The 25,729-nt window shown below is 66.8% G+C and carries 18 protein-coding genes; 7 read left to right on the top strand and 11 right to left on the bottom strand.

The features are described 5' to 3' along the window. Positions 1–75 precede the first annotated feature (75 nt). Positions 76–993 carry a 2-dehydropantoate 2-reductase gene (locus RM25_RS04475; protein WP_044636112.1) on the top strand — a complete coding sequence of 306 codons (918 nt, stop codon included), beginning with the start codon at positions 76–78 and terminating at the stop codon, positions 991–993. Positions 994–1,017: 24 nt separating this feature from the next. Here RM25_RS04475 and RM25_RS04470 read toward each other — a convergent pair whose 3' ends face one another. After that, entirely contained in the window at positions 1,018–3,123 is a 2,106-nt protein-coding gene (locus RM25_RS04470; RefSeq protein ID WP_044636111.1) for a DNA gyrase/topoisomerase IV subunit B, read from the bottom strand. 162 nt (positions 3,124–3,285) lie between these two features. On the opposite strand from RM25_RS04470, the gene RM25_RS04465 reads away from it, so the two are divergent. Beyond that, positions 3,286–3,477 (top strand): DUF7455 domain-containing protein, encoded by a 192-nt coding sequence (locus tag RM25_RS04465; RefSeq protein WP_171035493.1) that lies wholly within the window; start codon positions 3,286–3,288, stop codon positions 3,475–3,477. Positions 3,478–3,622: 145 nt separating this feature from the next. After that, complete coding sequence (locus tag RM25_RS04460; protein WP_044636110.1) at positions 3,623–4,588, top strand: L-lactate dehydrogenase; 966 nt, start codon at positions 3,623–3,625, stop codon at positions 4,586–4,588. An 87-nt stretch (positions 4,589–4,675) separates the two neighbouring features. On the opposite strand, the gene RM25_RS04455 is transcribed toward RM25_RS04460, so the two are convergent. Then, a complete protein-coding gene (locus RM25_RS04455) occupies positions 4,676–6,205 on the bottom strand; it encodes an RNA polymerase sigma factor (protein ID WP_013161173.1) in 1,530 nt (509 codons plus the stop codon). 358 nt (positions 6,206–6,563) lie between these two features. Here RM25_RS04455 and RM25_RS04450 point away from each other — a divergent pair, with 358 nt between their 5' ends. Further along, positions 6,564–7,493 (top strand): sigma-70 family RNA polymerase sigma factor, encoded by a 930-nt coding sequence (locus tag RM25_RS04450; protein ID WP_013161174.1) that lies wholly within the window; start codon positions 6,564–6,566, stop codon positions 7,491–7,493. A gap of 102 nt (positions 7,494–7,595) precedes the next feature. Here RM25_RS04450 and RM25_RS12960 read toward each other — a convergent pair whose 3' ends face one another. Both RM25_RS12960 and RM25_RS12955 read right to left on the bottom strand, forming a co-directional pair. After that, complete coding sequence (locus RM25_RS12960) at positions 7,596–8,237, bottom strand: substrate-binding domain-containing protein (protein WP_218915921.1); 642 nt, start codon at positions 8,235–8,237, stop codon at positions 7,596–7,598. Continuing rightward, a complete protein-coding gene (locus RM25_RS12955; protein ID WP_196488115.1) occupies positions 8,234–8,584 on the bottom strand; it encodes a LacI family DNA-binding transcriptional regulator in 351 nt (116 codons plus the stop codon). The genes RM25_RS12960 and RM25_RS12955 overlap by 4 nt, the downstream gene beginning before the upstream one ends. 296 nt (positions 8,585–8,880) lie before the next feature. Here RM25_RS12955 and RM25_RS04440 point away from each other — a divergent pair, with 296 nt between their 5' ends. Next, positions 8,881–10,221, top strand: coding sequence for an ABC transporter substrate-binding protein (locus tag RM25_RS04440; RefSeq protein WP_044636690.1), 1,341 nt, complete (start codon positions 8,881–8,883; stop codon positions 10,219–10,221). Positions 10,222–10,235: 14 nt separating this feature from the next. Here the strand turns inward: RM25_RS04440 and RM25_RS04435 are convergent, their stop codons facing one another. The 4 genes from RM25_RS04435 to RM25_RS04420 all read right to left on the bottom strand — a co-directional run bounded on the left by RM25_RS04435 (position 10,236) and on the right by RM25_RS04420 (position 18,950). Continuing rightward, on the bottom strand, positions 10,236–11,111 hold the full coding sequence (locus RM25_RS04435; protein WP_044636109.1) for an acyl-CoA thioesterase: 876 nt from the start codon (positions 11,109–11,111) through the stop codon (positions 10,236–10,238). Between the two features lie 107 nt (positions 11,112–11,218). After that, complete coding sequence (gene hrpA / locus RM25_RS04430; RefSeq protein ID WP_044636108.1) at positions 11,219–15,187, bottom strand: ATP-dependent RNA helicase HrpA; 3,969 nt, start codon at positions 15,185–15,187, stop codon at positions 11,219–11,221. A 137-nt stretch (positions 15,188–15,324) separates the two neighbouring features. Next, entirely contained in the window at positions 15,325–17,955 is a 2,631-nt protein-coding gene (locus RM25_RS04425) for a phosphoketolase family protein (RefSeq protein ID WP_044636107.1), read from the bottom strand. 59 nt (positions 17,956–18,014) lie between these two features. Then, positions 18,015–18,950 (bottom strand): AEC family transporter, encoded by a 936-nt coding sequence (locus RM25_RS04420; protein ID WP_044636106.1) that lies wholly within the window; start codon positions 18,948–18,950, stop codon positions 18,015–18,017. A 202-nt stretch (positions 18,951–19,152) separates the two neighbouring features. Between RM25_RS04420 and RM25_RS04415 the strand changes: the two genes are divergently transcribed. After that, on the top strand, positions 19,153–20,106 hold the full coding sequence (locus RM25_RS04415; RefSeq protein ID WP_044636105.1) for a sugar-binding transcriptional regulator: 954 nt from the start codon (positions 19,153–19,155) through the stop codon (positions 20,104–20,106). 81 nt (positions 20,107–20,187) lie between these two features. Here RM25_RS04415 and RM25_RS04410 read toward each other — a convergent pair whose 3' ends face one another. Genes RM25_RS04410 through glpA form a run of 3 tightly spaced genes read right to left on the bottom strand, consistent with a single transcriptional unit; the run spans position 20,188 to position 24,511 of the window. Further along, positions 20,188–21,579, bottom strand: a complete 1,392-nt coding sequence (locus RM25_RS04410) for an anaerobic glycerol-3-phosphate dehydrogenase subunit C (RefSeq protein WP_013161183.1) — start codon at positions 21,577–21,579, stop codon at positions 20,188–20,190. Beyond that, positions 21,576–22,886: a glycerol-3-phosphate dehydrogenase subunit GlpB gene (glpB, locus tag RM25_RS04405; protein WP_013161184.1), complete on the bottom strand. Its 1,311-nt coding sequence runs from the start codon at positions 22,884–22,886 to the stop codon at positions 21,576–21,578. The genes RM25_RS04410 and glpB overlap by 4 nt, the downstream gene beginning before the upstream one ends. Then, on the bottom strand, positions 22,883–24,511 hold the full coding sequence (gene glpA / locus RM25_RS04400) for an anaerobic glycerol-3-phosphate dehydrogenase subunit GlpA (protein ID WP_044636104.1): 1,629 nt from the start codon (positions 24,509–24,511) through the stop codon (positions 22,883–22,885). Before glpA ends, glpB begins: the two co-directional genes overlap by 4 nt. 209 nt (positions 24,512–24,720) lie before the next feature. Here glpA and RM25_RS04395 point away from each other — a divergent pair, with 209 nt between their 5' ends. Continuing rightward, positions 24,721–25,644, top strand: coding sequence for a patatin-like phospholipase family protein (locus RM25_RS04395; protein ID WP_044636103.1), 924 nt, complete (start codon positions 24,721–24,723; stop codon positions 25,642–25,644). Positions 25,645–25,729: the final 85 nt, after the last annotated feature.

The following is a 25,729-nucleotide window of genomic DNA, read 5'->3' as shown; positions in this document are numbered from 1 at the left end:
GGGCACTGCCGCCGGCCCACGGCCTGCCGGGGCCGGCGGCGCCCGGGACGGTGGCCGCTGTGAGAGGCTGAGGCCATGAGATTCGCGGTGATCGGCGCCGGCGCAGTCGGCAGCTATTTCGGGGCACGGCTCATCGACGCCGGCCAGGACGTTTCCTTCGTCGCCCGGGGTGCCACCCTGCAGGCGTTGCGCGACAAGGGCCTGAGCATCATCACCGAGGGGCGTCGCGACACGGTGACGGTGCAGGCCACCGACGACGCCGCCAATATCGGCAATGTCGACTACGTGATCTCGGCGGTGAAGGCCACCCAGGTGATCGACGCACTGGAACCCGCCGGGGCCCTGATTGGCTCCGACACCGCGGTGATCACCACCCAGAACGGCGTGGACGGGCCGCGCCTGACCGCCAGTGTCGTCGGCCGCGAACACACCATCCCCGGGGTCGTGAAGGCCTATGTGGCTGCCCGCGAGCCCGGCGTCACCGAATTCCGCGGCGGCCCCGGGTCGCTCGAAGTGGCCGAGTGGACCAATGAGCCCTCCGAACGCGTGACCGCCCTGCGCAAGGCCTTCGAGGATGCCGGGATCGCCTCCCCCGTGCCCCGCGACGTCTGGGAGCTGTTGTGGGCAAAGTCCATGTTCGTGGTGCCGCCGGGAGGTCTGGGGGCCATCACGGGCCTCCCCCTGGGCGAGTTGTTGTCCCGCCAGGGGCTGCGTCGGGTGTTGATCGACGCCACCACCGAGATCCGTGACGTGGCCGTGGCGCGAGGCGTCGACATGCCCTATGGGATCGTCGCCGACACCGTTGCCTTCGACGAGGCCCAGCCGCCGTCATCGACCACCTCGATGCAGCGCGACATCATGTCGGGACGCCCCAGCGAGCTGGATCCCCAGCTCGGGGCCATCGTGCGCTACGGCCGCGAGGCCGGGGTTCCCACTCCCCTGCACGAGTTGATGTACGAGGTGCTCAAGCTGCGGCGTAACGACGCCCAATAGGCCGATGCGCCCACCACGGGCGGCTCACACGTCGATGCGGTCCTCGTCGAGCTGATAGGCACCCTCGACGATGAACTCCTTGCGGGGCGCGACATTGTTGCCCATGAGCAATTCGAAGACATCGGCGGCACCGGCCGCGTCGTCCACGGTGATGCGCCGCAGCAGGCGGTGGCGGGGATTCATGGTGGTGTCGGCCAGCTGGTCGGCATCCATCTCACCGAGGCCCTTGTAGCGCTGGGGCTCCTTGAAGTGGATGCCCTTCTTGGTCAGCTCGGCGGCCTTGCGCTGGTATTCGGGATCGGAGTAGGTGTAGATGTACTTCTCCATCCCCTTCTTCGGGTTCGTCAGCTCGAAGCGGTGCAGCGGCGGGACGGCACTGAATATCCTCCCCGCCTCCACCATCGGCCGCATGTAGCGGAAGAACAAGGTCGCCAGCAGGCACCGGATATGGGCCCCGTCGGAGTCGGCGTCGGCCATGAAGATGATCTTGCCGTAGCGGGCCTGATCCACGTCGAAGGTCTTGCCCGACCCCGCCCCCACCACCTGGATGATCGAGGCACACTCGGCGTTCTTGAGCATGTCGCCAACCGAGGCCTTCTGCACGTTGAGGATCTTGCCGCGGATCGGCAGCAGCGCCTGGAACTCCGAATTGCGGGCCCGCAGCGCGGTGCCCAGGGCGGAATCACCCTCGACGATGAACAGCTCGGAGCGCTCCCCATCGGCATTGCGGCAATCCTTCAGCTTGGGGGGCATCGACGATGATTCCAGCGCGTTCTTGCGGCGCTGGTTCTCCCGATGGGCCCTGGCGGCCAGACGCGTCCGCGAGGCGTTGACGGCCTTCTCCATCACCAACCGGGCCTGCGCCCGGGTGGCGGCCTTGGTGGACTTCAGGAACTCGGTGAGTTCGGACTCGACGATCCTGGCCACCAATCGGGTGACCGGCGGGGTGCCGAGCACCTCCTTGGTCTGGCCCTCGAACTGGGGCTCGGGCAGTCGCACGGTGACCACCGCGGTCATCCCCTCGAGTACGTCATCCTTGATGACCTCCTCGCCGCTCTTGAGCAGCCGGGTTCCCTCCAGTCCGGCGGCGAAGGCCCGCACCAGGCCTCGCTCGAAGCCCTGGACGTGGGTGCCGCCCTTGGGCGTCGCGATGATGTTCACGAAGGAGCGTTCGACGGTGTCGAAGTTGTTCGACCAGCGCACGGCAACATCCACGTCGAGGCGACGGTCGACATCGGTGGGGGTCATCGCGCCGTTCTCGTCGAGCTCCGGGACGGTCTCCACGAAGTGGTCGCTGCCCTGCAACCGCAGGACGTCGGTGATGGGTTCGCCGACGGACAGGAAGTCCACGAACTCGCTGATTCCGCCCTCATGCTGGAAGGTGGTCTCCACGGGCTCCTCGCCGCGGTCGTCGTTCACCGTGATGCGCAGCCCCGGCACGAGGAAGCTGGTCTGCCGGGCCCGATCGAGCAACTGCTCGGCCGACAGCTGGGCCTGCTTCAGGAAGATCTGGCGGTCGGGCCAGTAGGTCACCCGCGTGCCCGTCACGCCCTTGGCAGTCCTACCCGTCTTGCGCAGGCCGGACCCGGGGGTGAACCCCGCCGAGGGCCCGGGCCCGTCGAAGACACCCGGCTTGCCCCGTTGGAAGCTCATCGCCCAGGTGTGGCCGTTGCGATCGACCTCCACGTCCAGGCGGGAGCTCAGGGCATTGACCACCGACGCTCCCACGCCATGCAGGCCACCGGTGGCCGTGTAGCTGCCCGCACCGAACTTGCCACCGGCGTGCAGCTTGGTGAAGACCACCTCGACCCCGGTGAGGTGGGTGCGTGGCTCGATGTCCACCGGGATGCCGCGCCCCGCGTCAGCCACGTGGATCGAGCCATCGGCGTTGAGCCGCACATCGATGTGGCGCCCAAAGCCTGCCAGCGCCTCATCGACCGCATTGTCGATGATCTCCCACAGGCAATGCATCAGCCCCCGGGTGTCGGTCGAACCGATGTACATCGCGGGACGCTTGCGGACGGCCTCGAGCCCCTCCAGCACGAGCAGGTTCTTGGCCTCGTATTCACGCCCGGCCTGCGCGGCCTTGCCCGGGGCTGACTTCTTTGCGGTGGACTGGGAATCTGGCACGTGGTGAGCCTAGTCGGCCCCGCCCACAGAACTCATCCGGGCACATCACCGCCACCAGCGCTGCGCATCCGCGACCGCGCGGCCGGCGCACCGTCCGGCCACGCCGGTTGGTCCCCCGAACGCCCCGGCTTGGCCCAGCCGCGTAGGGTGGGAGATGTGAGCATGACAGTGATGGACAACACCCAGTTGACCGCGGCCGATCGTTGCGACCGCTGTGGCGCCCAGGCACACCTTCGGGTCCGCTTGGCCAACGGTGGCGTGCTCCTCTTCTGCGCCCACCACGCCCGCGCCCATGCCGAGAAGATCAAGCAGGTTGCGGTGAAGCTCGAAGGCGATGTGAGCCTGGTCAACTGACCAGATGCCCTGAAGCGGTCACGAGTAACCGCTGTCCCCTGAGAGCCGGCGACGTTGGAGATGTCCACAGACATATTCATCGGGTCGCTGATGCCATGGGTCGTTCGCGACCGGGCACGGCCCGACTCTCTCTAAGGAGACAACCATGTCCAATGCGCCGCTGCGCAGAGACCTTCCGAAAGTTGGGATCGTGGGGGCCGGCCAGGTCGGCTCGGCCCTCGCCTATGCCTGCCTGATCCGCGACACCGCACCGATCATCAGCCTCTATGACATCGACAAGTTGCGCGTGGATGCCCAGGTGGCAGACCTTGCCCACGGATCCATCTTCGCCGAGCCCGAGGTGATCGGCGGCGCCGATGTGTCCTCGATGCGCGACTGCGATGTGATCGTGATCACCTCCGGCGCACCGCAGAAGCCGGGCCAGTCACGGCTGGACCTGGCCGGCATCAACGCCAAGATCATCGCCGACGTCATGCCCAAGATGCTTGAGGTCTCCCCCGGCGCCCTGTACGTGATCGTCGCCAACCCCTGCGATGTGCTGGCCGTGGTGGCGCAGAAGGTGTCCGGGCTTCCCACCAACAGGGTGTTCGCGACCGGCACGGGACTGGACACCGCACGGTTGCGCCACCTGATTGCGCGCCGGGCGCATGTGCGTGAACGCAACGTCGAGGCCGTCATGGCCGGTGAGCACGGCGACACCGAGTTCGCACTGTGGTCGAGCGCGCGCATCGGCGTGACCCCCATCCTCGAGTGGACCGACGAGCAGGGAAACCGCCCGTTCACCGATGCCGCCACCAATGAGATCGCCAAGGACGTGGCAGACGCCGCCTACCAGGTGATTGCCGGCAAGGGCTCCACGAACTATGCGATCGGCCTGTCGGGGTCATTCCTGCTGGACCAGCTGCTGTCGGCGACCCCCTCGATGCTGCCGGTGTCGAGCATCCTCGATGACTACTACGGCATTTCCGATGTCGCACTGTCGGTGCCGACCCTGATCAGCAACCAGGGCATCGTGCGGCCCATCGAGGTACCGATGACCGATCGGGAACACCAGGAACTGACGGCGTCGGCCAATGTGTTGAAGGACACCATCAAGTCCATCGGCTACTGAGCCACTACGTCCCACATCGAACAGCAGGGGCCCAGGAGAATTCTCCGGGGCCCCTGCTGTTCAGCGCTTCAGCGCTCACGTGGTCGCTCAGTCCAGGTAGTCGCGCAGCACCTGTGACCGGCTCGGATGGCGCAGCTTGCTCATCGTCTTCGATTCGATCTGGCGGATGCGCTCACGGGTCACCCCATAGACCTTGCCGATCTCGTCCAGGGTCTTGGGCTGGCCATCGGTCAGGCCGAAGCGCATGGACACCACGCCCGCCTCGCGCTCACTGAGCGTGTCGAGCACATCGTGCAGCTGCTCCTGGAGCAGTGTGAAGTTCACCGCATCGGCAGGAACGACGGCTTCGGAGTCCTCGATCAGGTCACCGAACTCGGAGTCACCATCCTCCCCGAGGGGGGTGTGCAGGCTGATCGGCTCGCGCCCGTACTTCTGCACCTCCACGACCTTCTCGGGAGTCATGTCCAGTTCCTTGGCCAGCTCCTCCGGCGTGGGTTCGCGGCCAAGGTCCTGCAGCATCTGGCGCTGCACGCGGGCGAGCTTGTTGATGACCTCCACCATGTGCACCGGGATGCGGATGGTGCGGGCCTGATCGGCCATGGCGCGCGTGATGGCCTGCTTGATCCACCACGTCGCATAGGTCGAGAACTTGTAGCCCTTCGTGTAGTCGAACTTCTCGACGGCGCGAATCAGGCCGAGGTTCCCCTCCTGGATGAGGTCGAGGAACAACATGCCGCGGCCGGTGTAGCGCTTGGCCAGGCTCACCACCAGGCGGAGGTTGGCTTCGAGCAGGTGGTTCTTGGCCCGATGGCCGTCCTCGGTGATCCACTCATAGTCACCGCGGTCCGCCCGCGCGATCTTGTCGCCATTCTTGGTGAGCTGCTCGCCAGCGAACAACCCCGCTTCGATGCGCTTGGCGAGGTCGACCTCCTGGGCGGCATTGAGCAATGCCACCTTGCCGATCTGCTTGAGGTAGTCCTTCACCGGATCGGCCGTGGCGCCGGCGACCATGACCTGCTGCTCGGGCTCGTCGTCCTCATCATTGTCCGACAGACTGAAGCCCTGGGAGTCGGCGTTGATCTTCGCCTCGTCCTTCTCGGCTTCCTTCTTGTCCTTCTCGAACTTGGAGTCATCGACGTCGTCCAGGGTGCGCTTCTTGCCCCCGGCGCGCACCACGATGTCGTCACCATCGCGTTCGAAGGTGACCTCGATGCCCTCGGCCTGGGCCTTGCCCGACTTCTTGCCGGCCATGGCCTCGGTCAGTGCGGCCTTGCTGGTGGTGGCCTTCGTGGCCTTGTGGGTGCGGGTCTTCGCAGCGGCCTTCTTCGGCGCGGCCTTCTTGGCCGTCGACTCGCCCTTGGCAGCCGCCTTCGACTTGGTCGGGGCGGCCTTCCTGGCCGCGCTCGACCTGGTCTTCGTTCCCGCGGACTTCGTGGCGGGTTCCTTGGCCGCGGAGGTGGCCTTGGCCGACTTCGCGTCTGCCTTGACCGTGCCGGTCTTCACCGCGCTGGCGGCCGCAAGGGTCTTCTTTGCCCTCGGTTTGGTGATCTTCCCACTGTCTTCCCGAGTTGCCGATTCGGCAGTGGTGGAGGTCTTTTCCTTCGTGCGAGCCGTCACAAGCGACCTTTCAAACTACCCAAGATGATGGCTGAACCGCGATTCAGGGTGCGCGAAAGCCTGCTACTGTCAAGGGCGCACCGTCCCCTAGTCTGTCACGCGATAGGCGCCGACCCAAGTCCGAGACGCCGTCAGCGTCCGGGAGCCGCGCCCTGTTGGCGGGACATCCCACCCCCACGAGGCCCGAAGCACGACGAGACCGCGCCTGCACCCGGGGACGTTGACGATCACCTTGCGGGTGCGACCGTGGTCGTACGTATACCCGCAACCCGAGCTCTTTTCAATGGATCTGCCAGCTTTGGCATGGATTCCGCACAGTTGAGCGTTACACACTTACGAGGACACGGAAGGGAACCCCATGGATTCAAAGACTCGCGTGCGCAGCAACGACGGTATCGACGGCAAGGACTCGGTTGGCCTCTACCTCGAGTCGATTGCCAAGACCCCCCTGCTCACAGCCGCTGAAGAGGTGGAGCTTGCCCGCCTCATCGAGGTTGGTCAATATGCCCAGGCCGTCCTTCGTGGTGAGGTCAAGACAAAGACCAAGGCCACTGAGGAAGAACTGCTCGGCATCGCCGAGGAGGGTGAGCGCGCCATGCAGCACTTCGTGCGCGCCAACCTGCGCCTCGTCGTGTCGGTGGCCCGCAAGTACGGACGCAGCCAGATGCCCCTGCTCGACCTCGTGCAGGAGGGGAACACGGGCCTGATCCGCGCGGTCGAGAAGTTCGACTACGCGAAGGGCTTCAAGTTCTCCACCTACGCCACGTGGTGGGTACGCCAGGCGATCAGCCGCGGCATCGCCCAGCAGGGACGCATCGTGCGCCTGCCGGTGCACGTGGCCGAACAGGTGAACCAGATCTCCGCGGTACGCCGCAACCTGGAGCGCCAGCTCGGTCGCGAGCCCGAGGTCTCCGAGATCGCCAACGAGCTCGGCCTCGAGGAGAACAAGGTCATCGACCTCATCAGGTACTCGCGTGAGCATGTCAGCCTCGACGCCCCGGTCGAGGACGACGGCGACACCTCGCTGGGCGATCTGATCGCCCGCGAAACCGCGCCGGGACCCGACGAGCTGGTGCTCGACCTGGAGGACCGCAGCCGCCTCGAGGCGCTGTTGGCCAACCTCGATGACCGCTCCGCCGACGTCATGCGTCGCCGCTACGGGCTGCTCGACGGACATCAGGCCAAGCTGTCCGACATCGGCAAGGTGTGGGGCATCACCGCTGAGCGCGTGCGCCAGATCGAGCGCGCAGCGCTCAACCAGCTGCGCACCTCCGCTGCAGCCGCCTGAGTTGCCGCGACGGCCTCCCCGGCCGCCACGCCATCCGATCGTTGCTGAAGATATGGCCGGTCACCCCCACGGGTGGCCGGCCATATCGCGTCCGGCGACATGTCAGCGCGTCAGGTCACGCACCGAGGAACGCTCAACCAGTACGCCGGGAATGAGCTCCCGGGTGGGCCGGGAGCGTTGGGGATCCTCGATGGCCCGGGCCACCATCCGGAACGCCCGGCGCCCCACCGCCCCGAAGTTCATCTTCACGCTGGTCAGGGTGAGCCGAGGGATGAGGTTGCGCAGAACATCGTCGACCCCGATGACGCTGACATCGTCGGGAACCCTCTTCCCCGCCGCGGCCAGCCCCTGCATCACCCCATAGGCCTCATTGTCATTCGCGGCGTAGATCGCGGTGCAATCCTTGACGTGCGCCAGCTCCAGTCCGGCGTTGAATCCACTGTCCGCCGACCAATCACCCCGGATCACCGGCGGGGCGACCACGCCGCGGCGCGCCAACGCGTCGATCCAGCCCTGCTCACGGAAATGGCTGTCCAGGGACTCCTCGGGGCCCGACACGAAGTGGACGGTCCGGTGTCCCCGGTCAAGGAAGTAGTTGGTCACCATGGTCGAGCACCCGTACTCGTCCTCGTCGATGGTGCTCATCGTCGTCGACTGCGCACTGGTGACCAGCAGCACCTCCATTCCCGCCGGGGGAACGAAGGTGCCCACATCGGGCAGCATCTGTTCGAGGATCACGATCACCCGTCGACGGGGAGGTTCTTCATCCGTTCCACCACGGCCGCCAGGGAGCGTTGCTGGCCCTTGCCCATCATGGTGATCGTGACCGCATAGTCCAGGTCGCTGGCGGCCTTGGTGATGCCCTCCAGCGTCAACAGGTTCCCGGTGGCGACGATGTCGAACATCGCCACCCCGATGGCCTTGAAGCGCCCCCGCTTGAGCGCCCTCGCCGCGAAGTTCGGCCGATATCCCAGCCGATCCATGACGGCCAGCACCATGTCGCGGGTCGCGGGACGTACGGAATCGCTCCCGTTGGACACCCGCGAGACGGTCTGCGATGACACTCCCGCTTCCCTCGCGATGTCCTGCATCGACACATTCCTGCGCTGGTCATCCATCCGGCATCACCCCCCGCCATTGTGCATCGCCCGGTGCCCCGCCGGCCACCGGCGACCCGCTGGGCGGGCCCACTGCACGGGTGCCCCCGATCGGCCATATGCGTCCCACACATGATCGTGACAGGATCACTGGGGACCGTCATCGTGAACCGCCGTGGGGGCCCGCCGGAAGTGCGCCGCTGGGCGCGGGCCAGCAGATGATGGCCCTGCCCCACGTGGCGGACAGCTCAACGCGTCGCGACGGCGCACAGGACAACAGGAGTGGATCGATGAGGCTCGCCCGCAGGGTGGCGGCAGTGTTGCTGGCTTCGGTGTTGGCGTTGACCGTGACGTCCTGCGCAGGTGCGGCACGCTCGGCGCCCAGCCTGGACCCGAACAAGAAGGTGCGGGTCACCGTGTGGGCCTGGGACTCCACCATCGAGCGCGCGGCGCAGCGGTTCAACAAGGCCAATCCCAATGTGTCGGTCACGGTGACCAATGCCGGCACGACGACGGACCAGTACCAGGCCCTCAACCGGGCCCTGCAGACGGGGAAGGGTGTGCCCGATGCCGCCCAGATCGAGTACTACGCCCTCCCTGAATTCGCGAGCAGGGACGCCGTGAAGGACCTGTCGGACTACGGGGCGAAGGGCTACAAGGACTTCTACACGCCCGGCACCTGGAATTCGGTCAACCTGGACAACAAGGTCTATGCCCTGCCCCTGGACTCCGGCCCGATGGCGTTGTTCTACAACAAGGAGGTCTTCGACGCCGCCGGCGTCGACCGGGCCCCTGCCACCTGGGAGGAGTACTACCAGGCCGCCCGGAAGATCCGCGCGATCGGCAAGTACATCACCTCCGATGCAGGCGACCCCGGGTTCTTCGATTCCATGGTGTGGCAGGCCGGTGGGCAGCCCTTCTCGACGCATCGCAAGAAGGTCGCCATCAACCTCACTGACGATGCCGGAACCCAACGGTGGACCGCCTACTGGCAACGCATGATCGACGAGGACCTCATCGACACCAGGACCGTGGAATGGTCGAACGACTGGGACCGGGGATTGTCCGACGGCACGATCGCCTCGGTGCTGGCGGGCGGCTGGCTGCCGCACAGCCTGCTCTCCGATGTGCCGCAGGGCGCGGGCAGGTTCCGGGTGGCGCAGACCCCCACCTGGGAGCCCGGCGGTACACAGAATTCCGAGAATGGCGGCTCGACCCTGTCCATCATGCGCACCACCTCCGACGAGAAGGCCGCCGCGGCCTACAAGTTCATGGACTACGCCACCCATGATTCCGAGGGGATCAGGGGACGCGTGCTGGACGGGGCCTTTCCGGCCGACAACGACACCCTGGGCAGCGCCGAGTTCCTGGACCAGACGACCCTGACCACACCGGACGGCGGCGTCAGCGAGTACTTCGGCGGTCAGAAGTTCAACCAGGTGTTGTCACAGGCCGCAAGGAATGTGCTGCCCAACCATCAGTTCCTGCCCTATGAGATCCATGCGCGCAGCGCCTTCGGCAGCACCGCCGGCGCCGCCTTCCGTCGCGAGACAACCCTGGTCAACGGCGTGCGCTCGTGGCAGGACGAGTTGATCGCCTACGCAAAGCAGCAGGGCTATCAGGTCAGTTGAGGAGACACCGCCGCTCAGCTGAGTGGCGGCCGGTCCGCCACGACGCGAATCAGGCCCTCCTGGGCGCAGTTGGCGGTGATCTGGCCGTTCTGGAACAACCGGCCCATGGACAGGCCCAGTGAATGGCTGGCGGAGGGCGACTCCATGTCGTAGAGCAGCCACTCGTCGGCCCTGGATGCGCGGTGGAACCACATGACGTGGTCGATGCTGGCGATCTGCAGCTGGTTCGACATGAACGCCACGCCGTGTGGCAGCGTCGCCACCGACAGCAACGTCAGGTCTGACAGATAGGCAAGGATCGCCTGGTGGATGGAGATCTCATCGGGCAGGGCCGCCGTGGTCTTGACCCACACCCGCATGCGCGCCCGGCGCGTGGGATCGTCCGGCATGCCACCACCCGGGGTGCCGTCCCCCACATAGCGCACGTCGAGGGCGTCCCATTCGTGCCAGATCGCCGCATCGCCGTAACGTTCCTCGATCGTCTCGATGAAGGAGGGACATTCCTGGGGCGGGGGCACGTCGAGCGGTTCGGGATCGGAATGGTCGAAGCCCGGTTCCAGCTCGTGGAAGGAACTCGACATGGTGAAGATGGCGCGACCATCCTGCAGGGCGGTGACCCGCCGCGACGAGAAGCTGCGGCCGTCGCGCAAGGGCTCGACGGCGTATTCGATGTCCGCGCTGGCCATGCCCGGCCGAATGAAATAGGCATCCAGGGAATGGGCGACGCGCCCCGTCGGGACGGTGCCGTAGGCGGCGATGAGGGCCTGCGCCAGCACCTGTCCGCCATAGGTTCGTTGCATCATCGTGCGCGGATGGCGACCGACGAAGACGTTGTCGGGCGCCGGTTCCAGGCGCAGGAGATCAACGAGTTCGTCCGTAGTTGCTGGCATGGGTTCACTCTGCCACGACCTGTCGGCGCTGGCACGCCAACCACCCGGGATGGTCGTGATGTCGCCCCGCCGATGCGACCGGGCGGCGAGGGGCCCGGTGCCACCGATCAGGCGTCGGCCCCTCGCACCCGGGCGATCATCTTGCGGATGCGCTTGGGTGACACCGGCTGGCTGGTGCCCAGTCGCTGGGCGAACAATTGCACCCGAAGCTCCTCGATCGCGAAGCCGATGTCGTCCACCGCATCGGGAAGGGGCCCCGAGGGCTGCGCATCGCACAACTCGTCGTATTCGGCCAACAGCTCATCGATGATCTCCTGCGACTGCGCATCGCGTGCCGGATTCGCGGCGGCCGCATCCAGGCGCAGGGAGGCCCCCTGTAGGTAGCGGGGCAGGTGGGCGAACCACGGGTCGCGCGTGAAGGAGATGAAGCCGGGAAACACCAGGTTGTCCACCTGGGCGCCCACGTCGTCGGCGGTGGGACGCGGCGCATTCGCCAGGTCGGCCCGCACCTGCCGCGCCCAGGACAGGGCCCGGGCAGTGGTGTCCACCACGGAGCGCATCTGATCGGCCTGTACCTGCCGCACCTCGACCAGCAGCTTGTCGAAATCGGCCTCGTCGCGCACCCCGGCCGGGTCGGTGAAGCGCTCAGCCGACTGTCCGACCGCCTTGAGGCGGGCGTCGGCAAGCAGCACCGACATCGATTCATAGGGGCTGGAGCTCAACCACAGCATCTGGTCGCGGCCGATCCGGGCGACCACCCACTTGGTGGGATCAGGTCCGGCGAGCAGCAGGAGGCGCCGCACCCCGGCCCGGTGGCTGCGCGCCTGGTCAGCGGGCGTCTGCGTGGTGACCAGCGAGACCGAGTTGCCGTCGTCGCGCAGCGCCGGATAGCCCTTCACGGTGAGCCCCTGGCGCGTGATCTGCCGCACGGGATCGATGGCGCCGAACACCCAGGTGGTGCCAGTGGGGGTGCTCGCCCTGTTGGTGGCGGCCGTGAGTGTCCTGGTCACCGTGGCGGCCAGCTCGTCACGGATCGCCGTGAGGTCCTTGCCGGTGCGCACGACGCGACCAGCGTCGGTGACCTGGAAGCTCACCTGCAGGTGTCCCGACACGGCCCGCGGATTCCAGTCCGTCGATGCCACCGGCACCGACGTGATCGCCCGCAGGGCACGGCCGAGCTCGTCATGGAACCAGGCATTGCGATCCGGCTCGTGGGCGCGCAACCAACGCAGGGCCTCGCGGGCACGATCCGGCGCCGGCACGAAATTCGTGCGCACCGACTTGGGCAGGGAGCGGATCAGCTCGGTGGCCAGCTCACCACGAAGGCCCGGAACCTGCCAGCTGAACGGCTGGGCGCTCACCTGGTTGAGCTGTGCCAGCGGGATGGTCACCGTGACGCCATCGGATCCGGAGCCGGGGTCGAAGACATAGCTCACCGGGAACTTCAGCTCGCCGACCTGCCAGTGGTCGGGGAACGAGGACCCGTCCACGCCGTCCGCGTCGGGGCGCATCATCGCCTCGACGTCGAGGTCGAGCAGGTGGTGGTCGGCCTGCCGTGACCACCACGCGTCAAAGCTTGCTGCCGAGTGCACATCGGCCGGGATGCGCTCGTCATAGAAGTCGAAGATCGTCTGGTCGTCCACGAGCAGATCGTGGCGCCGGGTGCGTTCCTCGAGTTCCTCCACCTGGGCGCGCACCTGCCGGTTGTGCTCCAGGAAATCATGCGGGGCATGGGTGTCGTCGGGGACCCAGCCATCCTCGACGAGTCCCGAGCGGATGAAGATGTCGCGGGCCACCTGCGGGTCGACCCGGGCATAGTCGGCCAGGCGGTCGGCGATGATCGGCACCCCGTACAGGGTCACCCGCTCGTAGGCCAGGACTCCTGCCGCGCTGGACGACCAGTGGGGCTCGGAATAGTTGTGGCGCAGCTGGTGGGCGCCCACCTGTTCGATCCATTCGGCCTGCACCTCGGCCACCGTGCGGGCCCACAGCCGGCTGGTCTCCACGAGCTCGACGGCCATCAACAGCTCTGGTGGCTGCTTCGACAGGGCCGATCCGGGCTGGATCGCGAAGCGCGAGCCGCGTGCCCCCAGGTATTCGTTCGAGGCGCGCCGCTGCTTGGTGCCACGACGGCGGGTGTCCTTGCGGGTGGTCTTCTGCTCGAGCAGGCCAATATGGGACAGCAGGCCCGACAGCACCGAGATGAGCACCTGGTCCACGTCACCGGCCCGCTCATTGCGGTTGAGCTTGAGTTCCTTGTCGATCTGGCGCAGTTGGGTGCGCAGGTCCTGCCATTCGCGGACCCTGAGGAAGTTGATGAATTCTGCGCGGCATCGGCGTCGGAATTGGTTTCCGGACAGTTCCTTGCGCTGCATCTTCAGGTAGCGCCACAGCCTCGTGATGGCGATGATGTCGCCGCTAGGGCCGATGGGTGCCTTGTCGAACTCCCCGGCCCGTCCGGTGTGCGCCGTGTAACGCCTGGGGCTCCCCGACTCGCCCGCCGGCTGCGCATGGCCGCCGGGCTTGAGGATGTCGTCGGAGAAGAAGCGACGGTGGAGTTGATCGGCCTGTTCGCGCTTCTCCACGGGACGCTCGCGCACGTCCTGGATCGCCAGCGCCGACACGATGACCTCCACCTCGCGCAGGCAGCCACGCTTGGCACCCTCGATGAGCATGCGCCCCAGTCGGGGGTCGATCGGCAGCTCGGCCAGTCGATGGCCCGTGCGGGTCAGTCGCAGCTGCTTGTGTCCCCTGGCCCTCTTGCCGGACGGCGCCGCCTGCCCGCGTCCCCCCGTCGCCTCGCCGCCCGCCCCGGGCGCCGCCAGGGCCCCGAGTTCCTCGAGCAGGCGCAGGCCGTCGCGGATCTGTGCGCGGTCAGGTGCCTCCAGGAAGGGGAAGGTCTCGATGTTGCCGAGGTCGGCCTGGGCCATCTTGAGGATGACCGAGGCAAGGTTGGTTCGCAGGATCTCCGGTTCGGTGAATTCGGGACGGGCGAGGTAGTCCTCCTCCGAGTACAGCCGGATGCAAATACCCGGGGCGATGCGCCCGCACCGCCCCGCGCGCTGGTCGGCGCTGGCCCGGCTGATCTCCTCGATGGGAAGCCGTTGCACCTTCGTGCGCGCCGAATAGCGCGAGATGCGGGCCAGGCCGGTATCGACCACGAACATGATCCCGGGCACCGTCAGGGAGGTCTCGGCGATGTTCGTGGCAAGGATGACACGCCGGCCGGTGTGGGCCTGGAAGACGCGGTGCTGTTCGGCGGCCGAGAGCCGGGCGAACAGGGGCATTATCTCGGTGTTGGCCAGGCGGGCGTCGCGCAGGGCCTTGTCGGCATCCTTGATCTCGCGCTCGCCCGACAGGAAGACCAGCACATCGCCGGTGGGGCCAAGCTCCCGCACGGCCTGCACGATGCCACCCGAGATGTCCTCGTCGCCCTCGTCGGTGCCCTCGGGACCCAGCGGACGGTAGCGCATCTCCACCGGATAGCTGCGGCCCGAGACCTCCACGATGGGGGCAGGCCTTCCGTGCGCATCCGAGAAGTGCTCGGCAAATCGTTGGGTGTCGATGGTGGCCGAGGTGATGATCACCTTCAGGTCACGACGTCGCGGCAACAGCTGCTTGAGATAGCCCAGCAGGAAGTCAATGTTCAGGCTGCGTTCATGGGCCTCATCGATGATGAGGGTGTCATAGCGCCGCAGGGTGCGGTCGTGGTTGATCTCGGCCAACAGCACGCCATCGGTCATCACCTTCACGGCCGTATTGCGCCCCACCTGCTTGGTGAAGCGCACCTGATAGCCCACGGTGTCGCCCAGGGGAACGTGCATCTCCTCGGCCAGCCGCTCCGCGACCGTACGTGCGGCGATCCTCCTCGGCTGCGTGTGCCCGATGTGGCGACGACCGATCCCGAGGCAGATCTTCGGGAGCTGGGTGGTCTTGCCCGAGCCCGTCTCCCCCGCCACGATCACCACCTGGTGATCGCGGATCAGCCCGGCGATCTGGTCGACGTGGGCACTGATGGGCAGGGCGGGATCGTAGGACAGCTGTGGCTCAACGGCAGTGCTGGAGGGCTGGGACATAACCCCACAAGCCTAGCCACCCGTCCCACAGCGTCCGGGCGCCCCGCGGCCGAGGCGCCCGCGGGCCGCGAACGGGTGGGGCGGCCATGGTCGGGGTGGATGCCCCCGGCCGGGAGGCTGGCCGCCCCACCGTCGGGCTACTTCTTCTTCGGCCCTGTGTCCTTCTTCAAATCAGTGCCCTTCTTCACATCCGCGTCCTTCTTCGACGGGGCGTCCGCTCCGGGCTGGGCCTGCTTACCGGTGTCCCCGACATCGGCACCGCGGGCTGCGGGCGTGTCGGCGGCCTGTGCCTTGGCCACGGTGCCCTTGCCCCCGGCGCGCCGGGCCACCGTCCCGGCACCGGGACGTGGCGCGACCTGCTTGCCACCGAACTGGGTGACCGCGCCGGAGGCGTCATCACCCAGTTGCCAGTCACGGATCTCCGGCATGTCCTGCAGGTTCTCCACGATGTACTCGCTGTGGCGCACCAGCTGGGATTCGCACCACTGGTACAGCTCGTGGCTGCCCTCGGGACGGTAATGGGCGTTGTTGATCGCATCCATCACCAGGTGATAGCGGTCCACCTTGTTGCGCACCACCATGTCGAAGGGGGTCGTGGTGGTGCCCTGCTCGCGGAAGCCGCGTGCCCGGAAGCGGTCGGCATCGGGGCGTCCGTGCACGAGCTGGTGGATCGCTCCGGGATAGCCGTGGAAGGCGAAGATCACGTCCACGTCGTCGGTGAAGGTGTCGGAGAAGTCCTTCACGCTCATGCCGTGCGGATGGTCCTTGGGCCGGTAGAGGCTCATGAGGTCCACCACGTTCACCACCCGCACCTTGAGTTCGGGCAGGGCCACCTTGAGGATCTCAGCGGCCGCGATGGCCTCCATGGTCACCACGTCGCCGGCACAGGCGATCACGATGTCAGGCTTGGTGTCGCCCAGCCCGTCGGTGCCCGCCCAGTCCCAGATGCCGTATCCACGGGTGCAGTGCTCGACGGCCTCGGGCATTGACAGCCACTGGGGTTGGGGCTGCTTGTCCTGCACGATCAGGTTCACATAGCTGCGCGACTTGAAGCAGTGGTCGGCAATGTCGAGCAGGCAGTTGGCGTCCGGTGGCAGGTAGATGCGGCTGACCGTGCCGCGCATGTTCAGCACCAGCGACAGCAACTCGGGACTCTGGTGGCTGAACCCATTGTGGTCATTGCGCCAGCAGGTCGAGCTCAGCAGGATGTTGGTGCTGGGCACCTTGGCCCGCCATTCCAGGTTGTAGGCCCCCTCCAGCCACTTGGCCTGCTGCATCGTCATGGACGCCGAGACCATCGCGAAGGCCTCGTAGGTGGCGAACATGCCGTGGCGCCCGGTGAGGGTGTACCCGTCGAGCCAACCATGGCAGTTGTGCTCTGAGAGCACCTCCATGACGCGTCCGGTGTTCGACAGCTTGACGTCGAGCATGTCGGTGGGCTCCATGAAGGTGCGGTCGCTGACCTCGAAGACCGCGCCGAGTCGGTTGGAGTTGGTCTCGTCGGGGCAGAAGAGCCGGAAGTTCGTCGGATTCTTCGTGTAGATGTCGCGCATGTACTCGCCGAGCTTGCGGGTCGATTCGAGCCGCTCAGTCGCGCGTGTTCCCGGCGTGACGTCCACGGCGTAGTCGTGGAAATCGGGCAGGTCGAGCTCCTGGGAGAGCACTCCCCCATTCGCATAGGGAGAGGCGCTCATGCGCTTGGTGCCCTCGGGGTTGTTGGCGCGCACGAGCTCGGTCGGGGTGCCATCGGGACCGAACAACTCGTCGATGCGGTAGGACCGCATCCAGTCCTCGAGCTGCTCACGATGGGCCGCGTTGGTCTTGACGCCCGCGAGCGGTACCTGGTGGGCACGCCAGGTGCCCTCCACCTGGTTGCCGTCGACGATCCGGGGTCCGGTCCAGCCCTTGGGGCTGCGCAGGATGATCATCGGCCATGCCGGCATTTCGCCGTCCCAGCTCCCGCCGCGTGCCTCGGCCTGGATCTCCTTGATCCGGTCGTAGCAATAGGTCAGGGCGTCGGCAAAGCGAGCGTGCATCCAGGGCAGGTCGCTGCCCTCCACCCACACCACCTCGTAGCCGTGGCCCTCGTAGAGCTCCTGCAGCTCCACCGGCTCCTTGCGGGCCTGCACGGTGGGTCCGGAGATCTTGGCGCCATTGAGGTGGAGGATCGGCAGCACAGCCCCGTCGGTGACCGGGTTGAGGAAGCTGATGCCCTTCCAGCCGCCCTCCGCCGGGCCCGTCTCGGCCTCCCCGTCGCCCACGACGGTGGCCGCGATGAGGTCGGGGTTGTCGAAGACAGCACCGAAGCCGTGTGACAGGGCGTAGCCGAGTTCGCCGCCCTCGTGGATCGACCCCGGGGTGGTGACCGAGGCGTGGGAGGGGATCCCGCCCGGCGTGGAGAACTGCCGGAACAGCCGCCGCATACCCTCCTCATCGCGGGTGACCCGCGGATAGATCTCGGTGTAGGTGCCCTCCAGGTAGCCGGCCGCAACGAGTGCCGGTCCGCCGTGCCCAGGGCCGGCGATATAGATCATGTCCTGACCCGTATGGCGGATCAGTCGGTTGAGGTGGGCATAGATGAAGCCCAGGCCAGCGCTGGTGCCCCAGTGCCCCAGCAGCCGTGGCTTGATGTCCTCGGGGGTCAGTGGACGCTTCAGCAGCGGGTTTTCCTGCAAGTAGATCTGGCCGGCGACCAGATAGTTGCACGCGCGCCACCAGGCATCCACCTGGTGCATCTCGTCGATACTCAGGCTCGGAACAGAACTCATGTCACCACGCTAACCGCCGCGGGGCCCATTTCACGACGCCGGGGTGGGAATTGATGGGCTCAGGCCAGCATGTGCACAGCCGCGGTGAGCGCCATGATCACCGGTATCGAGGCGAAAGTGGTGATGAAGATCACATCGCGTGCCAGACGCACATTGGTGTCATAGCGGGACGCAAAGACGAAGACATTCTGGGCGGTGGGCAATCCCGCCATCACCACCACCGCCAGGGTCGCCACCAAGTCGAGGCCGAACAGGCGTGCGAGGGCCAGGGCGACCACGGGTTGGACCAGGGTCTTGATCACCGACAGGAACACCGTTTCCGCGGTGTCGACGCGCCCCGGCAGGGGCCCCTTCAGCAGGGAGATCCCGAAGGCGATCAACATGCAGGGGACGGCGATACCCGCCAGCAGATCGAGGGTGTTTCCCACCAGGGCAGGCGGTTGCCACCCGATGAGGTTCGCCACCAGCCCCGCCAGCACCCCGATGGTCATGGGGTTGCGGACCGGGATCGTCACATTGTGGAGCCAGGAACTGTGCACGCCCCGGGAATGGGAGTGCACCACGTCCAACAGGGTCAGGCCGATGGGCTGCAGCAGCGCGGACTGGATCAGCAGGATGGGGGCAACCCAGCTGGTGTCCTTCATCACATAGGCGGCGATCGGCAGGCCCATGTTATTGGCATTGACGTAGCAGGAGCAGAAGACGCCGATCACCCGATGCGACAGGCCGGCGTGCCAGCGCAGGACGCCGACCAACAGGTAGAGGCCGGCGGCGACGATGATCGCCAACACCGACACCACCACGTTCAGGTTGAAGATACGGCCCAGGTCGGCATGTGACAGGGCCCGGAACATGAGCGGGGGCAGGCCGACGAAGAAGGACAGCCGGCTCAGGATCGTGGCTGCCTGGTCGCCCAGGATTCCGAGGTGTCCCAGGAATGCGCCGATACCGATCACCACCCAGATGGTGGCGAAACCGCTCAGCACATCGATCACGGGCAAGAGCGTACGCGGGGCGCCGACCGCAATGTCGGGGTGTCGCCCGGTGCACCCGGCCGGTGAAAGCGGGCCGTGGGGCCCGCGGCGCGGTGCTCCGCCCGCCGGTCGGCCCGTGGGGCGTCGGGGCTAGACTTGCGAGAATGACTCACCGGGTCACCGAGAATGACTCACCGGGTCACGACGAATGAAAGTGGGGACGATGGCTGAACGCGAGGACGATCTGTATCGCACGGCATTGTTGTATTACGTGCAGGGGGAGTCCATGGATGCGATCGCCCACCAGCTCGGTGTCTCACGCTCCACGGTTTCCCGGCACATAAAGCTGGCCCGCGATACCGGTGTGGTTCGCATCACCCTGACCCATCCACGTGGCGCGCATTCGGCACTGGAGGACATGCTGCAACGTCGTTTCGGCGTCAATGCCCACGTGGTGACGATGAAGGATGCGGTGTCGGATGTCGGTCGCCTCGACCGGGTGGCCAGGGTCGCGGCGAGCGTCCTGGGCGAGGCCGTCCAGGACGGCACCATGCTCGGTATCGCCTGGGGCACCACGATTGCCGCGGTGACCGCCCACCTGCAGTCGAAGCCGGTCAACGGCGTCACCCTGGTGCAGCTCAACGGAGCCGCCAATGACCGCACCACCGGCATCGACTATGTGTCGAACATCATGTCCCGTTTCGCCCAGGCCTATGACGCCGAATCGCTGTTGTTCCCGGTGCCGGCCTTCTTCGATTATGCGGAGACGCGCGAGGCCCTGTGGCGCGAACGCTCGATCGCCCGGGTGCGCGAGATGCAATTGCAGTGCGGCCTGGCGGTCTTCGGTGTCGGATCGGTGGCCGGCGGACTGCCCAGCCATGTGTATTCCTCCGGGTACCTGGATGATGAGGCCCGCGCGGAACTCAGCCGCGATCACGTCGTGGGAGATGTCTGCACGGTCCTGCTGCGCCAGGACGGGAGCTGGGCCGATATCGCGTTGAACACGCGGGCCTCGGGTCCCACTCCCCTACAGCTACGAAGGATCCCCCGCCGCCTGGGCGTGGTTGCCGGGGTCGGCAAGGCCCGTGCCCTGGTGGCCGCGCTGCGCGCCCAGGTGATGACCGACCTGGTGGTGGACGAGAAGACGGCCCGGGTCGCCCTGGACCTGTCGCAGTAACCGGTCTGCCGCATCGACAGATGGGAAGGGTCCGGCTCCCCTTGCGGGGGCCGGACCCTTCCCATGTCCAACAGGTTGAACTCAGACCTGGGGGCTGTGGATGCTCGACAGTCCATAGGCGGCGTGGATCACGTGGATGGGATGCACGGTGGGCACGCCGGTTGAGTTGCGGATCTGCCAGCGGCAGGTCTCGGTGTCGCAGACCGCCAACTTGTCGTTGGTCTCCTTCACCTTCCGGAAGAGGTTCTTGCCCACTTCCTGGGCCACGTCGTACTTCTCCTTCTTCAAGCCGTAGGTGCCGGCGATGCCGCAGCAGTTCTCCCCGGACTCGACGACCTCGATGCCGGGCACCAGCTCCATCAGCCGGATCGCCGGCATGCCCATGCCCTGGCTCTTCACCTGGCACGGCGCATGGTAGGGAAGCTTCATGTCGATCCGCACGAAATCGGTGGGCAGCTGACCCTCGTCGTACATCTCCAGCAGGAACTCGCTCGTCTCACGCATCCTCGTGCCGACGCTCATCACCTCGGGGTCATCGACGCCCATGATCTCGTGGGCCTCGTGCTTGATCATTCCCGCGCAGGAACCCGAGCTGGAGATGATCGTGAGGTCCTTGCCGGCGGCGTTGAGCTGGGCGCACAGCTTGCGCACATGGGCGCGGGCGCCGTTGAACAGGCCGTTCGACTGTTCGGCCAATCCGCAGCAGCCCTGCTTGGGTACCAGGACCTCGAAGCCCAGGTGCTCGAGCACCTCGATCGTCTTCTTGGAGGTCTCCACCTCGAAGTAGCTGCCGGCGCATCCGGTGAAGAAGACCACCGGACCGCGGTCGGGCTGTCCGGGCCGGCGGGCCGCGGGTCCCTTGCGCTTCTTCAGCCAGCCCTGGACGCTCTGGCTCTGGGCCACGGGCATGGGGGCATTGCGGTGCACGCCGACGACCTTCTCGACGGCCACCCGGATCGGCTTCTGCTTGAGTGCCCAGTTGGCCACGGGGGCGAACGGGGTGAGCAGCTTGCCCTCGAGCTCGGTCTGGGTGATGATGCGGTCGCGCAGGGGCATGTGGCCCTGCTTCATCACGGCGCGCGCCATCGAGTTGAGTTCGGCGATGCGCACGCCCTGGGGGCAGTCCAGCGTGCAGATGCCGCAGCTGGAGCAGTAGTCGAGCGTGTGATCCACCGACTCGCCATTGCGGAACCGCTCCGCCTGCGGGCCGACGAACTTGGGTCCGCTGAACAGCGGGGTGGCCTTGGCCACCGGACACTGCGTCTCACAGATCGTGCACTTGACGCACTGGTCCAGCGAGGCCCGATTGAGCTGCTGCGCCTCATAGGTGTTCGGATTGTTCTTGATCCGGGGACTGACCTGGGCCAGGTGCTCCCAGACCGTGGCCCCCGGGCCGAGGCTCCCGGGTCGGTCCTGCACGCGCGACTCCTCGTCGGCCTCGACGGATGCTTCGGTGTTCTTCAGCTCGGTCATCGCTGTCCTCCCGCAAGATTGCTGATGATCGCATCAGCGGCGCGTACTGCGCTGGCCACGGCAATGCCGTCACCGGTCTTCTCGTCCCACCGTTGGGCACCGGCCAGCACGCCGCCAGCGGCCCAGAGATTGTCATGGACGGGCTGACCCGTTGCCGGATCGACCACGACCATGTCGTCGTTGGTGGCGACACCTGCACGGAACAGCGGCTGCTGGCCGGCCCAGGTGTCATTGATCAGTTCTCCGGCCGGCACCGCCAGCGGAAGTCCGAGGATCGTTTCCGACAGCTTCTGGTAGGAATCCAGTTCCAGGGTCCCCGACTCGAAGCCTCCGGCCGCCAGGAGGAAGGTCCTGGCCTTCAGGTGCGTGTCATGGCCCGAGGTACCCACCACGGCCGCATCAAGGTGGCCGTCGGTGGCGTCGGCCCCCGTGACCTTGCTGCCCAGGATGATCTCCACCCGCTCACGCTTCGCATGGCGGATCAGTTCATCATTGAGGCGCATCCCCGGCACGCTGGGCGGGGGCACCGGGATCTCGAAGAGGGGGCTGCCCACCTGTCGGCGGATGTCGGCGAACGCGCCCGGGTCCTCGTCGCCGAGCACGGCGGGCAGGGCGATGGTCTCGCCGTGCTCCACGAGCTTCTTGAGCTGGCGCACCAGTGCACCGCGACGGTTGGGGTCGTCCAGCGCGCGGGCGATGTTGAGCCCGGTCGAGTCGACCTCGCCCTTGCGGGCCGGGAAGCTCACCCACGCTGCGCGGGCCTGCAGATGGCCCCCTGCGGGGAGCTCGGTGCGTTCCAGGTTGCCGGCGATCAGTTCGGGGGTGAAGTCCTTGAACTCCCGGATGCCGACCACGACCAGCTTCGAACCATCATGCAGCGCACCGGGCGTGGCGGGATCGAGGCTGATGACGCCCTCTGCCATCGACGGCTGGTACAGCGCCGTGGGACGCAGGGCCCCGATGGCCGTCGGCAGTGCCACGTTGACCGCAGGATCGCCCATCAGGAATCCCTCGCCGAGTAGTTCGGCCAGGTACTCCGCACCCTCGCGGATGGCATCGACGCCGATGTGCGCGTAGGGATGGGTGATGTCATTGTCGCGATGCTGGACGGCCAGGAAGTCGTCCAACTCGTCGAGCGGACGGGCGACCCGGTCGGGTCGGTATCCCAACAGGTCGATGGTGCCCTGGCCCAGTTGGAGGCCGCCCCTGCCCTTGTGAACCATGGTGACGGCCAGGCCGGCCCGGCGCAGCCGGATCGCGGCCAGCAGGCCCGACAGGCCTGCCCCGATGACTACGACGTCCCTCATCGTGCAACCTCCGCGTTCTCAGTGCCGTTGGCCCCTGCGCCCACCGGATAGCGTTCCGGCGGATTCTGCGTACCCGGGGCGTGGTCGATGTCGAGGGTGCCGCGGGCAATCCACTCATCGAGCGCTGTCTGGCGCACCTGGGCGCCGGCCACGATGGGCCACAGGCCGATCCAGCGGTGCTTGAGGAATTCGCGCAGTTCCTCGGTGGCCTCGGCGGAATCCTGGATGCCGGAGGAGCACAACAGTCCGGCGGCCCGCGAGGAACAGAAGCCGCCCTGACAGGGACCCATGCCCAACCGCAGCCGGCGACGCAGGTCGTCCAGCGTGGCGTGCGGGTTCTCTTCTGCCAGGTCCACGAACATCTCGCGGCTCATCAGCTCGCACTCGCAGATGATCTGGTCCTTCTGGAAGCCGTGGTCACGCTCCTCCAGTCGGTGGGTCACCCGGTAGGTGTGCTGGTGGCGGGCCGTCGGCACGACCTCCTGGTCGGTGGTGCAGCGGCGGTCCTCCCCGAGCTCCTCGCACATGATGTCGACGATGCGCTTGGCCATCAGGCGGTAGGTCGTGAGCTTGCCGCCGCTGATGGTGAGCAGGCCATTGACCCCATCGCGTTCCTGATGGTCCAACACGGCCATGCCGCGGCTCATGTGGCGGGTGTCGCCGGCGGAAACCCGGTTGTCCTTGACCAGCGGGCGTGCGCCGGCCCAGGCATGCACCGCCCGGGCCTGGCGGAATCCGGGGACCAGCGCCTCGCCGGAGTCCAACATCTGCTGGACCTCGTTGCGCGGGATGGGAAGTCGATCGGGATCGTCGGCCTTCACGTCGGTGGTCCCGACGATGGCCACGGTGTGCACCGGAACGATGATGTCGCCATCGGCGGGCTTGATGCAGCGGTTGACCACCGTGTTCACCAGGCGATGGTTCATGGCGATCATGATGCCGCGACCGGGCACGACCTCCACGTCGTGGCAGCCGGCCATCTCGGCGATGTGACCCGCCCAAGGGCCCCCGGCGTTGATCACGAAGCGGCAGTCGATCGACAAGCGCCCGCCCGCCTTGCGGTCGACGCATTCCACACCGGTGATCTGGTCACCGACGCGATGGATCTTGTCCACCTGGTGGTAGGTGAGGATCGTGGCGCCGTGTTCCTTGGCGGACTCTGCGGCGCCCCACACCATGGCCCAACCGTCGACGGTGCCGTCGCACACGGCGAAGGCCCGCTTGATGCCCTTGTTCAGGCGGGGCTCACGCGCCAGTGCCTGGGCCACGCTGATCTCCTCGGCGGGCATGTCGGCCTTCTCGGCCCCCGCCATGAACCCATCGGAGTATTCCTCGGAGTCCTCGGGGGTCACCACGAACAGGCCGCCGGTCTGCTCCACCGCATTGGCGTGGATCCGCGTGATGATCGCATTCTCCTCAGCGCACTCGCGCGCTGATTCGGGATCGGAGATCACATATCGCCCGCCCGAGTGAAGTAGGCCGTGGTAACGCCCCGTCGTGCCCTGCGCCAGGTCGGCGCGGTCGACAAGCACCACGCTGAACCCTCGCATCGCGACATCGCGTGCCACCCCAGTCCCCGTGGCACCGCCGCCGATTACGACGACGTCCACAGACATGTCCGCCATGACAACCTCCCTGCATTGGCCATCGCACCGACGCAATGGCCCGTGTTGCCACACTATGGGGATCGCACGCACAGGGCCATGCAGCTGCCCGGATGTGCACTATGTGGTGGATTGGTTGGACCAATACCCGCAGTCGAATGCGATGGTCCCACCGAACACCATCCGAGCGCGTTTGCACCCGGGGAGGGCCCGTGGGCGAGACTTGGTGCATGCCCCACCTCCACAGCAATGTCCTGCATACCGCCCTGATCTTCGAAGGGGGTGGCATGCGCGCCAGTTACACCGCAGCCGTGGCCGTCGCACTGCTGGAGGCAGGCATCCACATCGACTGGGTGGCGGGGATCTCGGCGGGCGCGTCGAATACGGCGAACTACATCTCGCGCGATCCCCTGCGCGCGCGGCGCTCCTTCGTCGATTTCGTGGGAGATCGGCGGTTCGGGGGCCTGGGCAGTCTGGTGCATGGCCGCGGCTGGTTCGATGCGAAGTACATCTATGAGCAGACCGGCGGCCCCGATCAGGCGCTTCCCTTCGACTGGGCCACCTTCGTGGACAATCCGGCCCGGGCCAATGTCGCTGCCGTACGGATGGACACCGGCGAGCAGGTCTGGTTCACCAAGGCGGACATGCCCACCATGCCCGATCTGATGCGTCGGGTCCGGGTCTCCTCGACGATGCCGGGCCTCATGCCGCCGGTGACGATCGGGGGTACCGACTATGTGGACGGGGCGTTGGGGCCGAACGGTGGGATCGCGCTGGACCGGGCGCAGGACGCCGGCTTCGACAAATTCCTGGTGGTGCTGACCCGGGAACGCGACTACGTCAAGACTCCCCCGGACCGGGCCCAGCTGGCGATCTACCGGGCCATGTTCCACCGTCATCCTGCCGTCATCGATGCGCTGGTCCACCGGCATCTGGGGTACAACGCCACACGCGAGGAACTGTTTGACCTGCAAGCAGATGGCCATGCGTACCTGTTCGTGCCGCAGACGATGCCGGTGAGCAATGTGGAGCGTGACGTCGGCCGCCTCAGGGAGTCCTACCGCGCCGGATTGCGCCAGGCGGCCCACGAGCTGCCGGACATCGCAGAATTCCTCGGCGTGGAGCCTGCGCCACTGGCCGAGGCGGACCGCTGAGCACCGACCCCCGCAGGGACATGGCAGGGCCCCGACCACGTGAAGTGGTCGGGGCCCTGCCATGTCGTGCACTGGGCTACCCGGT

It is taken from the genome of Propionibacterium freudenreichii subsp. freudenreichii, assembly GCF_000940845.1.
In the GTDB taxonomy this organism is placed as follows: Bacteria; Actinomycetota; Actinomycetes; order Propionibacteriales; family Propionibacteriaceae; genus Propionibacterium; species Propionibacterium freudenreichii.
Note: the sequence above shows the minus strand (reverse complement) of the source record. Positions and strands in the feature narration are given on the sequence as shown.